The organism is Candidatus Bathyarchaeota archaeon (genome assembly GCA_025059045.1).
Taxonomy (GTDB): Archaea; Thermoproteota; Bathyarchaeia; order Bathyarchaeales; family DTEX01; genus JANXEA01.
Genome location: JANXEA010000008.1, coordinates 184911 through 196735, shown reverse-complemented (window position 1 = coordinate 196735; position 11825 = coordinate 184911). Strand labels below are relative to the sequence as shown.

At 41.6% G+C, this 11825-nt stretch carries 14 protein-coding genes; 4 read left to right on the top strand and 10 right to left on the bottom strand.

Translation table 11 applies throughout. From position 1 onward, the window contains the following. A partial coding sequence (locus NZ952_03085) for a type I glyceraldehyde-3-phosphate dehydrogenase (protein ID MCS7120171.1) occupies nt 1-203 on the top strand: 203 nt, incomplete at its 5' end. 56 nt (nt 204-259) lie between these two features. Beyond that, entirely contained in the window at nt 260-1483 is a 1224-nt protein-coding gene (gene pgk / locus NZ952_03080) for a phosphoglycerate kinase (GenBank protein ID MCS7120170.1), read from the top strand. A 22-nt stretch (nt 1484-1505) separates the two neighbouring features. Here the strand turns inward: pgk and NZ952_03075 are convergent, their stop codons facing one another. From NZ952_03075 to NZ952_03060, 4 genes are read right to left on the bottom strand one after another with little or no spacing between them, the layout of a single operon-like run. Continuing rightward, on the bottom strand, nt 1506-2153 hold the full coding sequence (locus tag NZ952_03075; GenBank protein MCS7120169.1) for a DUF47 family protein: 648 nt from the start codon (nt 2151-2153) through the stop codon (nt 1506-1508). A 57-nt stretch (nt 2154-2210) separates the two neighbouring features. Beyond that, nucleotides 2211-3365, bottom strand: coding sequence for an ABC transporter ATP-binding protein (locus tag NZ952_03070; protein ID MCS7120168.1), 1155 nt, complete (start codon nt 3363-3365; stop codon nt 2211-2213). Beyond that, nucleotides 3313-4422 carry an ABC transporter ATP-binding protein gene (locus tag NZ952_03065; GenBank protein MCS7120167.1) on the bottom strand — a complete coding sequence of 370 codons (1110 nt, stop codon included), beginning with the start codon at nt 4420-4422 and terminating at the stop codon, nt 3313-3315. The genes NZ952_03070 and NZ952_03065 overlap by 53 nt, the downstream gene beginning before the upstream one ends. Nucleotides 4423-4426: 4 nt before the next feature. Continuing rightward, nucleotides 4427-6088 (bottom strand): ABC transporter permease subunit, encoded by a 1662-nt coding sequence (locus tag NZ952_03060; GenBank protein ID MCS7120166.1) that lies wholly within the window; start codon nt 6086-6088, stop codon nt 4427-4429. Between the two features lie 84 nt (nt 6089-6172). Between NZ952_03060 and NZ952_03055 the strand changes: the two genes are divergently transcribed. Beyond that, nucleotides 6173-6559 carry a CTP-dependent riboflavin kinase gene (locus NZ952_03055; protein ID MCS7120165.1) on the top strand — a complete coding sequence of 129 codons (387 nt, stop codon included), beginning with the start codon at nt 6173-6175 and terminating at the stop codon, nt 6557-6559. A gap of 77 nt (nt 6560-6636) precedes the next feature. On the opposite strand, the gene NZ952_03050 is transcribed toward NZ952_03055, so the two are convergent. Then, nucleotides 6637-7497: a sulfide/dihydroorotate dehydrogenase-like FAD/NAD-binding protein gene (locus NZ952_03050; protein ID MCS7120164.1), complete on the bottom strand. Its 861-nt coding sequence runs from the start codon at nt 7495-7497 to the stop codon at nt 6637-6639. A gap of 131 nt (nt 7498-7628) precedes the next feature. On the opposite strand from NZ952_03050, the gene trxA reads away from it, so the two are divergent. Then, nucleotides 7629-8051 carry a thioredoxin gene (gene trxA, locus NZ952_03045; GenBank protein ID MCS7120163.1) on the top strand — a complete coding sequence of 141 codons (423 nt, stop codon included), beginning with the start codon at nt 7629-7631 and terminating at the stop codon, nt 8049-8051. Between the two features lie 11 nt (nt 8052-8062). On the opposite strand, the gene rsmA is transcribed toward trxA, so the two are convergent. The 5 genes from rsmA to NZ952_03020 all read right to left on the bottom strand — a co-directional run bounded on the left by rsmA (nt 8063) and on the right by NZ952_03020 (nt 11796). Then, nucleotides 8063-8905 (bottom strand): 16S rRNA (adenine(1518)-N(6)/adenine(1519)-N(6))-dimethyltransferase RsmA, encoded by an 843-nt coding sequence (gene rsmA, locus NZ952_03040; protein ID MCS7120162.1) that lies wholly within the window; start codon nt 8903-8905, stop codon nt 8063-8065. Nucleotides 8906-8969: 64 nt separating this feature from the next. Then, a complete protein-coding gene (locus NZ952_03035) occupies nt 8970-9548 on the bottom strand; it encodes a DUF655 domain-containing protein (protein MCS7120161.1) in 579 nt (192 codons plus the stop codon). A gap of 255 nt (nt 9549-9803) precedes the next feature. Beyond that, nucleotides 9804-10154, bottom strand: a complete 351-nt coding sequence (locus NZ952_03030) for an RNA polymerase Rpb4 family protein (protein MCS7120160.1) — start codon at nt 10152-10154, stop codon at nt 9804-9806. Nucleotides 10155-10156: 2 nt separating this feature from the next. Next, entirely contained in the window at nt 10157-10456 is a 300-nt protein-coding gene (locus tag NZ952_03025; GenBank protein ID MCS7120159.1) for a 50S ribosomal protein L21e, read from the bottom strand. Next, nucleotides 10453-11796 (bottom strand): tRNA pseudouridine(54/55) synthase Pus10, encoded by a 1344-nt coding sequence (locus tag NZ952_03020; GenBank protein ID MCS7120158.1) that lies wholly within the window; start codon nt 11794-11796, stop codon nt 10453-10455. Before NZ952_03020 ends, NZ952_03025 begins: the two co-directional genes overlap by 4 nt. Nucleotides 11797-11825 lie beyond the last annotated feature (29 nt).

Genomic DNA, 11825 nt, shown 5'->3' with positions numbered 1-11825 from the left:
TGAAAGGCATCCTGGCATATACAGAAGAACCTCTGGTCTCTTCTGATTTTAACCACTCAACATATTCGGCAATAGTTGATGGGTTATCAACAATGACAATCGAGAATCTAGTCAAAGTACTGGCGTGGTACGACAATGAGTGGGGATTTTCCTGCAGAATGGTAGAACTTATCGAGCTGATAGGTAAAAAAGACAAGCCGTAGCTAAAAACTGCTGAAAAACTTCTGCTAACATTTTTTGTTTTAGGGCTGGTGGAGACATGGCGAAGTTTCTAACATTAAATGATGTTGATGTGGAGGGTAAGGTAGTACTAGTGAGGGTAGACTTTAACTCACCAGTGGATCCATTAACCAAGAAAATTCTGGATGACTCAAGAATTAAGGCTCATGGAGAAACTACAGTAAAAGAGTTGGCAGAAAGAGGAGCTAAAATTGTAATACTTGCTCATCAAGGTCGGCCAGGAGACCCGGATTTCATATCGCTTGAACAACATGCTCAAGCTCTCGCAAGGATCCTTGGTATGCCAGTAAGATATGTGGACGATTTATATGGTGATATGGCGAAAGTTTCCATAAAGAATTTGAAAAATGGCGAAGTTCTTATCTTAGCTAATACTAGAACATGCCCAGATGAACAGAAAGTTAGGACGCCGGAAGAACATGCTACCACAGATTTCGTGAGAGAACTTGCCTCTCTCGCCGATTTATTCGTTAATGATGCTTTTTCAGCAGCACATAGAGCTCATGCCTCCATTGTAGGTTTTTCTGCTCTCCTGCCAAGTGTGGCGGGCAGAGTAATGGAAAGGGAGCTTAAAGCTTTGGCTAGAGTGCTGGAGAACCCGGAAAAACCATGTATCTTCATCCTAGGAGGGGCAAAGGCTGACGATTCATTGAAGATATCAAGTTATGTTCTTTCGAATAATATTGCAGATTTCGTGTTGACAGGCGGAGTAACTGGCCATCTTTTCTTAGCGGCCAAGGGAATAGACCTTGGAAAACCTAATATGGAATACCTAGTGAAACAGGGTGTTACAAATCTAATGCAGGGTATAAAAGATTTGATGAGTAAATATCCTGATAGGATAAAAGTTCCAATCGATGTCGCAGTGGACATTGAAGGCAAGAGAAAAGAGATATCAGTAAGCTCATTGCCCACAGATTATCCTATTCTCGACATTGGAACTAAAACAATCAATGAATATATTAAAATCATAAATAAGGCTAAATCTATCGTTGTCAGCGGCCCTCTAGGTGTTTACGAGAGGAAAGAATTCATTAAAGGCACGAAAGAGGTTTTTGAAGCAGTTGCTTCCTCAAAAGCTTTCTCATTGGCCGGCGGAGGACACACCATTGCCGCATTAGGGGAACTAGGAATATCTAATAAAATATCCTACATCAGCACGGCTGGAGGAGCATTAATAGAGTTTCTCATGGGCAGCAAATTACCGGGCGTAGCTGCGCTAGAAAAGACTGCCAAAGCTTAACTAGACAATAAATTCAGCTAGCTTATACTGTTAACACTCGGATGTAATCTCCGGTGTCAGCGCAGCTATCGGCCGCCTCTTCTATAGAGTCCAGTAGATCCTTCAGTATAATTAGAACTGAAGGGCTCATCTCGTCTCCATATTTTATTAATAGCGTCTTTATCTCTAGATGCTTTTTGTCTACCTTGTTTTCTTCTTCCTCCACTTTCTCCGACATAGCTCTTGCCTTGGATTTATCTTCAACCAGAAATCTTAGGCTTTCTCTTAGAACCGCAGCTGTATTTGATAATTGAGATGACATCTCTAGGAAAGCTCTCCATATCTCCCTTGGAATGTTTGCATTAAGGAGCACCAGAACATTTCTTGCAGAGTCCTTTACATGATCTGCCATCATATCAAGCCGTTTCACAAGGTGCATGATGTCTTCCCGTTCACGGCCAGAGAGTGCGCCTTTGGTAAGCTCTTCGAAAACTGTTCTCCTCAAATTATCTATTTCCTCCTCTACATGAAAGAGTCTCTCTATCGTTGCTGTTGCAGTCTCTTTATCTCCGACTGAAGCAGCTTTCACAGTCCTTTCAAGATCGTTTACCGTGTCTAATGCCACAGTCATCTGCCTATAAGCAATGTCAAGAACCTTGTTCATTCGACGTTTCTCAAACCATTTTTCCATTACTAAAAACTCCTAGAGGACTAATCAAAGTAGTGTCGAAAAATTTTTTAAACTTTGCTATTCGATTGAAATCGCCCGTTCCAATCCGCAGCTGGGATACGGATAAAGTAAGACATGATCTGATGGAAACTCTAAATGTACTGTCTCATTTAAGTTCCACTTGTTTGAATGAGATAATACGGGTTTTTTTGATACGACTCGATTGCCGCCTTCTGTCATAATCTCAAATCGGATAAAGCCGCTAGCAAATACTTTATCCACAATTTTTCCCTTCCATGATCCATGTTTAGGTTCATCCCTTCTTTTCATGATTACGAATTCCGGTCTTATGCACGCGACGACCTTGACACCTTTAACCTCTGCTTCCCTGCTTCCTATTGTGCCATCAGAGGTCTCTATCCTCACCTCACCATTCTCCTCTCCGACTATTTCACCTAGGAAAAAGTTAGCCTCGCCTAGAAAGTTTGCAGTGAACAATTCTTTTGGGCGAAGATAAAGGTCGATAGGAGCCCCAACCTCTACAATTCTACCCCCCCTCATTATGACGATTCTGTCGGCAATAGCCATGGCCTCCTGCTGATCGTGTGTCACGTGAATCGCTGTTAGTCCCAGATCTTTTACCATTCTTCTCAATTCATGCCTGAGCACACTCCTAACCTTAGCATCTAACGAGCCTAATGGTTCATCAAAAAGTAGTAGGAGCGAACCTGATGCAAGTGCTCTTGCTATGGCAGTTTTTTGCTGTGCTCCACCGCTAAGTGTCGTCGGCCTATCTTTAGCTCTATCGCTAAGCGCCATCAGGCTTAGTATCTCTCTTACTAGATCCTTACTTTTTGACGGTTCTAAACCTTTAACCATTGGACCATAAGAAACATTTTCGTAAACACTCATATGGGGAAACAGAGCTATATCTTGAAAAACGTAACCCACTCCGCGGTCATGAATCGGGACATGGTTAATCATTTTTCCGTCGACATATATCTCACCTTCCGTAGGCTCAATGATTCCCGCTATACACTTTATCAGGGTAGTTTTCCCGCATCCGCTAGGCCCGATAATGCATAGGTATTCCTTATCTTCAATTTCAAGATTAACCCTCTCGAGGGCTATTATTTCACCAAACCTTTTTGAGATATTGCGCAGTCTAATCTTGGGAAACTTAAAACACCTCCAGCTCCCTGAATAAACCCGCTGAAGGATATGGGTATACAATTATGTTTTCCGGTCTTAAGCGAACAATTACGTTTTCACCAATCGAATACCTCCTTTTATCCGAAATGGGAACTTTTGCCCTTAGAAGGTCTCCATTCATTAATAGTATACTGTATGAGATGAAACCGCCGAGGAAACTGGAGGATTGAATTGTCCCTGGTATGAGGTTAAGCTCTTCTCTCTTCCTTGTCTGTCTAGCAACTTCGACGGCTTCGTCTCTAATAGCAAGAACAACTTTCTCGCCTGTCGAAAAGGATTTTTCGTAAGTAAGCAAAGCAAGTCCATTTCGCATTTGTACCCACGAGCCAAGCTGATGAGTCTCAAAGATGAATCCTTCCAAGAAGTTTGTGTCACCGACAAAGTTCGCGACAAATATGCTTCTGGGCTTGTTATAAAGTTCTATGGGCGAGCTTAGTTGTTGAATTTGACCATGTCTAAGGACAGCGATTCTATCGCCAACAACCATTGCCTCTTCTTGATCATGGGTGACGTGAATTGCCGTAAGCCCGTTTTCTTTAACCATCTCCCTCAGCTTGTAACGCAGTTCCACTCTTAATCTTGCGTCTAGCGCTCCCAACGGCTCATCCATAAGGAGTATGTTGGCATTTGTTGCGAGACCACGTGCAAGCGCAAGACGCTGTTGCATACCACCACTTAACTCGTGGGGAAAAGAATTCTCCCTGCCGCTCAATCGCATCATCTCAAGCAGTCTCTTGGCGATCCTATAGGACTCTTTCCTAGTAATCCCTCTTGATATAGGACCAAAAGCAACGTTCTCGAGAAGAGTCATATGTGGAAAGAGAGCATATCTTTGCGGAACATATGCTACATTTCTTTCACAGGATGGAATATCGTTGACAAGTTTTCCACCAATATAGATCTCGCCAGCATCAGGCTTTAAAATTCCAGCTATAAGTTTAAGCAACGTAGTCTTTCCACTTCCAGTGGGTCCAAGAACACATAGATACTCACCATCTTCTACCTGGAGGCTCAAGTTATTTACTGCAACAATTCTCCCGAATCTCTTAGTTACGTTGACCATGGTAAGTGATGGCAATGATCTATCTTTTTCCTCCTCTTATTAGAACTCTGAGGATTAAGAGTACAATGAAGCATATTAATATGAGAATTCCTACGCCTAAGGCACTTTCTGATGGAGAGACGACGCCTTTAATGATCCACTCAACAAGTAGAACAGGCGTTGTCTTTAATGTTTTGGCTGCCGCTTTTGCCGCTCCAGTCTCACCAACACATCGAGTGAATACAAGCACAGCTCCTGAGAAGACAGAATATTTTGTGAGGGGGAATGTTATCCTCCTAAAGATTGTAAAAGGCTTAGCCCCTAGTGTAAACGCGACTTCCTCCATCTCTTTGTCTATTCCCATAATGGCGGCTGACATCGACATAACAAAGTAAGGATAAGTGATAGTGGCATGGGATAATATTAGAACCCAAAACTCATTTAGAAAACCTACACTTTCCCAGAAAAATCTGAGCGATACTCCCAGAGCGATTGAAGGAACGATAATCGGGATGTTAACTATAGAATCTAGGAGGGAACTTAACTGCCCTGCTTTTCTTCTTGCTATCAATATTGCCATGGGTAATCCGGCTAGAATGTTGATAACAGTTGATATGAATCCGATAGAGTAAGAGAGGGATATGCTACTCCAATAGGCACTCCAAGGGCCAATTCCCGCTAATGCCTTGTTCACCGTACCATTTTCTAATGCATAGATTAATGGAAGGGCAACATAAATAGATGGAGAAATAACAATTAGTAAGAATACAGCTATAGTTAAGCTATCCCGGAGCTTCACGGTAGGGTGACTACTGAGTTTCCTCTCTAAGTTAGGCCACGCATGTCTAATTGGAATCTTAAGTTTTAATGCTATCAATTTTATCAGGAAGAAGAGGATAATAGAAGATGTTATCAGAATTAGACTGACGTATACCAGCGCACATTCTTTGTCCTGATTGTTAAATATGAAGACTGATCCATTTTCGAACTGCCCAGCAACCATGACAGTCGCCCCTGTCTCTGAAAGAGATCTTGCGAATGAAAGGAGAAATGAGGCTACAAGCGCAGGCTTGAGCAATGGGAGAGTTACTGTTCTGATAGATGTGAAAGGTTGCGCGCCAAGGGTTTTGGCTGCCACCTCATAGATCTCCGTGTAGTTTAGAAGTTCGCCAACCATCACTCTAACGATGACTGGATATGAGAATATGAAATGAAGCAATAATACAAGCATGAAACCGGGAGGAACAAGCTCTTCCATCCCGAAAATTCCTGCCAATCCCTGTGATTTACTCCAGAAAAGGCTCGCCGAATAACCCAGTGCAGCGGTCGGTATTAGGAATGGTATATCTACAAAGGTATCAATTATGTTTATCAGACGAGACCTGCTTCTTACGATGAACCATGCTAGAGGTAAACCTGCAATCATGTCTAATGTAGATACTATGAAAGCAAGTAGAAAGGAACATAATATTGCATTGTTAGCCCTTTCCAGAAGTGTTGGGATCTTGTAAATCTCCCAAACTCGAGTAAATTTTTGAAGTATGCCAACTAAAGGCGGAACAAGGATGAAAATTATAAAAAATGATAAAGAGACAAGATACACTGAAAATCTTATTGATCGCTTGGAAGAAAGAAGGTCAAAAATACGCAATATCCTAGATGATCCTGACCCCTCATTTTTATTAGCAGATATTTGCCCCATTTCTCTCTCTTAAGATACAGAAGCTGATATATATCTTGCTAATAACTCTCCCTTGACGACAATAAGATTGGGCAATTGACCAGTATGATTCTAACTATTAGAGGAAAGGTATCATCCGGGCTGGGCGAGGGCAAAAAATTCACAGAGTTAGACTGGTTTATAAGAGAGGTTGAGAAAAGACTGGGGTTCAAACCAAGTTCAGGCACGCTCAATATACTAGTGCCTCATTCAATAGGGATAGGTAATCTACTTCTAAAGATTGGCGGATGGTGTATTCCAGAGCGGAATGGATACTTCTCCGCTAAATTATACGAGGCCAAGATATCGAAAAAAATATCAGGTGGAATTGTAAGACCTGACATACCTTCCTATCCGGAGGACTTAATTGAGGTTGTGGCACCAGTTAATTTGCGTAAAGAACTAGGCTTACAAGACGGCGACGCTGTGGAAGTTCAAATAAGGTTGAAATAGTAGTCAATAACTCTTAACTTCTGCTATACTTCATGGCTAATAGTCCTTATTTGCTTAGTATTTTCTAGCTAACTAGTTCAGGCATCTTTCTTAAAGGCGTTTTTTTGTCTATCTTCAAAAATTCTCGCCGCCCTAGTTTCCTCATCCTTGTAAATGTTTAGCCTATTGATGAGATCGTTGAAGTCAACCTTATGTGCGTCAAATTCTGGTCCATCTACGCATGCAAACTTCACTTCTCCGCCAACCATTATCCTACAACTTCCGCACATTCCTGTTCCATCTACCATAATCGGATTTAAACTTACAATAGTTCTCATATTGTATGGGCGTGTAACTTCAGCAACCGCTTTCATCATCTGAACTGGTCCCGCCGCCATAACTAAATCAAACCTTCTTCCATTCTCGATGAGCATTCGAAGCACTTCAGAAGTGAAACCCTTAATCCCTCTAGAACCGTCGTCTGTTGAGACGTAGATTTCGTTACTTAATTTCTTTAGCTCATCCTCAAAAAGTAGCAGCCTAAAGTTCCGCGCGCCGAGGATCGTGAGAACATAGTTGTCAGCTTTCTTTAAGGCCTTAATCCATGGATATATTAAGGCTGCACCAACACCGCCTCCTACGACCGCCACAGAGCCAAACCTTCTTATGTCCGTCGGATTCCCGAGAGGTCCAACTATATCCTCTATATAATCGCCAGCCTTTAGTCTCCCAAGTTTCTTGGTTGAGACCCCTACCTCTTGAAATACTAGCGCTATAGTTCCTTTAGCTGGATCCCAGTCTACAAGAGTCAATGGAAATCTTTCACCAAGTTCATCGACTCTCAAAATGACAAACTGACCAGCTTGCGCCTTCTTAGCTATTAATGGCGCATAAACCTCCATCCGGTTAATCTCTGGCGCAATAACTGTTTTCTGTAGGATCTTAAATTTCTTCGCCATGAATTACACTTCCAATGATCAATTGAAATTATTTTCATAGGGTTCTAGTATTTCCCTTCCTAAAATAAAATAAGATTAATTAACACTTTCGCTATTTCTCAAACATTGTATGTTATGAGTTGGTGCATATCTTGGAAAAGGAAGAGGATGAGGATCTCGAGAGAATTAAGGAAGCTAAGTTAAGAGAGATGCTCAAAAGGTCTGAGAAGGGTTCCGATACAGAAAAAAGAGGTGAACCAGTTGAGGTGGATGAACGGAATTTTGAAGATGTCAAGGGGAGAAGCGGCTTGGTGGTGATTGATTTTTGGGCTTCATGGTGTGCACCTTGTAGAATGATGTCGCCTATCATAGATGAGATGGCTAGAGATTATGCTGGAAAGATCTTATTCGGAAAACTTAACGTTGATAGGAATCAGGAAATCGCTTCCAAGTATCAGATCGTGAGTATACCTACCTTGCTAGTCTTTAGAGATGGGGAGCTAGTTGACAGGATTGTGGGAGTTTTCCCAAAGAGGCTTCTTGAAGAGAGATTACTAAGACATATAAAACCGTAGATATTCGTTTCTCATAACGAGACTTTAAGCTCTCTAAGTTTCCTAAATATCTCATCCGCGATCATTCCTATCTCTTCAGGGGATAGTTCCCTAGGTCTTCTACTGCTGAAAGGTAGAGAATCAGCTATTTCTTGTATGGATGATTTCGTGAGATTATAATGAGTAAGGAATGGGATGATGGCTTTTCTCAGCTTCCTATTTTTCTGCGTAAATATATCCCGAACAACGTCGAAGAATATTTTTTCGTTATCTACATGGAATGGAGGGCTCCTTAACCTTAGCTTAACTATTACTGAGTCGACACGTGGATGAGGCCAGAACATCTCCCTTGGGATCTTCTCTAGGATTTCTGCTTCGGCTCTGTAATAGGTGGCTATTGTTAGTCTTCCATAGTCTCTTGAGCCTATAGGTGCCACTAGACATTTGGCGAATTCTTCTTGAAATGTTAGTGTGGCCTCTTTAACTTTCCTTTCCAGAATCCAGAATTGAATCTGGGATGATATTCTATATGGTGGAGTTGATACCACCTTATCGAATTGGGGAGGATCAATCTTTAATATATCGCCTTCAAGAATCGTTACGTTCTCGGTCTTTGCCAATCTTCCCCTCAAGACTTTTGCAAGTCTTTTGTCAATCTCGACAGCAATAACATGCCCCGCCTTTTCTGCCAGTCGCTCAGTCAGAAAACCTAAGCCTGCACCGATCTCCAAAACCCTATCTTTGGGTGTTAGGGAAGCGTGTGAGATAATCCTTTGTATAGCTTCTTCCTCTACTAAGAAATGTTGCCCCAACCGTTTCCGCGGTTTAATTCTATACTGGAGTATTATTCGTTGAGCCTCCTCACGTAGGTTCATATTCACCCGGCCTGGAAGAAAGGTTTGTATAAAAAATTGACGTCCTAAGTTATTCACGCTTAAATCACGAGGATCGTGTGAATAACCTGTATTTGCTTTGTTCTGAGAGTTCCTCTATTATTCGCTTAGTTATCAGTTTAGCGGGATTCGGAATATTGACCCGTCGTTGAAGATCGTCAAAGCTTTGAAAGGGTTGTCTTTCTCTCTCATTTATGATGTTCCACATGTATTTCTTTCCAATGCCTGGAATTAGCTCCAGAGCGTGCATTCTAGGCGTAATGGGCTGTGCTGTATTAAAGAAATTGACGAATTCCCTTTCTCGGCTAAGAATTATCTTCTCTATGGCGTTTTCAAGTTCTGATCTAGCGTTTGCAGTTAATTCATCATAACCAATTCGGCCAAGTATATATGATATCTCTTTTCGAGCTTCTTTACCAACATAGACTCTGTCTAAAGGTTTAAGGATGACCCCGGCCTTTACGTTTGCCTCAAGCAGAGTAAAGTAATTCTCGCCTATCATTTGGACAATTGGACCGGATCTAAATTTTCCTCCAGTTCCAGGTTTTCCGAAGGGTAAATAATCAAGTACCAAGGCGTTTTCTTCATAAAGTTGTCTCATTTCTCTTTCTCTGCTTTCAGACAATCTCCTTTCTTCCCCTCCGCCTTCTTTTAGACAGAATTTTTACCTTCTAAACCAAAAATCAGATTGTATGCGTCTTTTCCTTTTTAGCCGAATAATGTGAGGCTAATCTAAAAAATCTTATGGACAAACACCCATTAGTAAATGTTTTGGAGTTTGATGTCTCCTTCAGAAATATTAGATGTGTCATTATTTGTCATCCCAAGAGGATTAATATCTACATTTAATGACAAAAATGTTAATAATATTTTTCTTCCATTAACTTTGATCTTCACCTTTGCTTCTGTACTTGTCTAAAAGATTTAAGATTAGCTCCAATTTGGATGTTTCAATTATCTTTCTGCCGCCAGCCAAAAAAACCCTTAACTCTTCTATACTTTTCGGCATACAATTGATTATTTGAATAGCCTCTTCTTCTTCCATCAACGCTTCTTTCTTCAATTCTTCTAGTAAGCTCTCTGCTGAGGCTGCATCTATTTTGGAGAATTTTATGGCATAGTCAAGTGATCTGCGCTGAAACTGATCTAAATTCTCCTCACCGATGGATTGGAGTATTTTTTTCACTTGTGGGATAGAAATTGGCTGAGTCTTTATCAATCTCCTCGCCATATTTACCCCTCACGATGCGGCTGCAGGTGTTCAGGTCTGACAATAACCTCTTTGATTTCGTCTCCTTGCGTAACTGTTACCTCGTAAGATCTTCCTCTTTTACCTACTATCACACCTATCTTGCCATGGTATCGGCGATGCGGCATGCCTTTGTGGACGCTAGGATCAATCTTTATTACAACCTTATCGCCTGGGTTATATGTGTGAAGAAGCCTGCTTAGACCTAATTTTCCATGTTCCCTAACTTTTTTCCTTAGTAATGCCCGGGTTTTATTTCGATACCCCTTAGACATTCCTTTTATCCCTCGTACGAAACCTCCATTACATCAAGATCTATAGGTTCTGCCCTTGCGCCAATGATCTCTGAAACACTGGGTCTTGTTCGCCCATTATCCCCAGTGACTAGCTCCTTTACGTACAGTCCTCCTTGGCATCTGATTCTCATTAATATCGTGTTTGGTGAAATCCTTTTTATTCTCGTCTCATATATCTTTTTTTCCCGAACTTTGTCAGATCTTCTCCGTATTACTCTTAGGGGGGTCTGCTGATGGACTATTGTCTCAGATAATGATGACGACAATTTGTCTATCTCTTCATCAGTGATTTCTCGGTCGAACTTTACGATGACCTTGTAGGTTTTAGGCGCCGATTCAGCGGTTTTTATCCGTTTAACCATGTTTCTGTTTACAAATTTGAGATTTCTTACTTCTATCTTTCCATTTGCACTTGTGTTTATTGCCTTCTCGATTTCGGATAGGTCAATGCTTCTCTTACGTGGCTTTTTGATCTGAATGATGAATGGTCTGCCACGGCCCAGCATTCTTGCGTCTACATCTTCGCGTCCCGCCCCATGAAAAGCAAAGTCGCTTCCATGCGTCGCGTCCAGAATCGGTTTGCCGATAAGTTCTTCAACCGATTCCTGATAAATTCTGCCTGTTCCTCCGCATTTTTGGCAACCTACACCTCTGCACTCGGAGCATATCCACCTTGACTGGGGGATGCCTCGAACAAGTTTTCTATACCTTCCCATAATATAGAGAGACTTGACTTGTATTTTCACGTCACCGCTAAACGGATTAACGATTATAACTACATGAGGATTGGCGAAGTCAACTATTTTTCCTGTAGTATCGCATATCTTTTTCCCAAGTAGTCGGCTGAATTCATTTCTTAAGTTCTCCCCGTACTTAACTCCAAATCTGGCTCTAAACTCGTCTTCTCTCTCTTCAACCTCTGGTGGAAGTTTAATACCGACAAGAAGCGTATCAAATTCGTAATCCCCAAGTAAGCGTGCGGCTTTCTCCACGTATGAATCTAACTTTTGTAAGTTGTTCTCACATAGGAAACATGTCTGGCTCTCGCTGGTAATTTTTCTTTTGAGTTTCTGGAGAGTTTCTCGGGCCATTGGAAAAGAACCGTTCACGGCTAAAATCTTAAGAAGAGATATTCCCCTCTTTTCGCCTTCAAGAACCATCATGTGAGCCCTCATCGTGAGGATGGTTTTTATCATTCTACCTCTATCCTCATTATCCATTCCATGACCCAGAAAAGCAAACTGCCTGCCTAGGCAACTATTGCACAGGGAATACTTTGCCAACATCTTCTCGGCGACATCTATTATGTCCATCCTAGCACTTCCCATTATCACTCTACAATAACAGAGAACTTTCC

Excerpts from the sequence above, each read along its gene's own strand:
- pgk (MCS7120170.1), top strand. The coding sequence starts at position 260 with ATGGCGAAGTTTCTAACATTAAATGATGTTGATGTGGAGGGTAAGGTA.
- NZ952_03075 (MCS7120169.1), bottom strand. The coding sequence starts at position 2,153 with ATGGAAAAATGGTTTGAGAAACGTCGAATGAACAAGGTTCTTGACATT.
- NZ952_03060 (MCS7120166.1), bottom strand. The coding sequence starts at position 6,088 with ATGGGGCAAATATCTGCTAATAAAAATGAGGGGTCAGGATCATCTAGG.
- NZ952_03055 (MCS7120165.1), top strand. The coding sequence starts at position 6,173 with ATGATTCTAACTATTAGAGGAAAGGTATCATCCGGGCTGGGCGAGGGC.
- NZ952_03050 (MCS7120164.1), bottom strand. The coding sequence starts at position 7,497 with ATGGCGAAGAAATTTAAGATCCTACAGAAAACAGTTATTGCGCCAGAG.
- rsmA (MCS7120162.1), bottom strand. The coding sequence starts at position 8,905 with ATGAACCTACGTGAGGAGGCTCAACGAATAATACTCCAGTATAGAATT.
- NZ952_03030 (MCS7120160.1), bottom strand. The coding sequence starts at position 10,154 with ATGGCGAGGAGATTGATAAAGACTCAGCCAATTTCTATCCCACAAGTG.
- NZ952_03020 (MCS7120158.1), bottom strand. The coding sequence starts at position 11,796 with ATGGGAAGTGCTAGGATGGACATAATAGATGTCGCCGAGAAGATGTTG.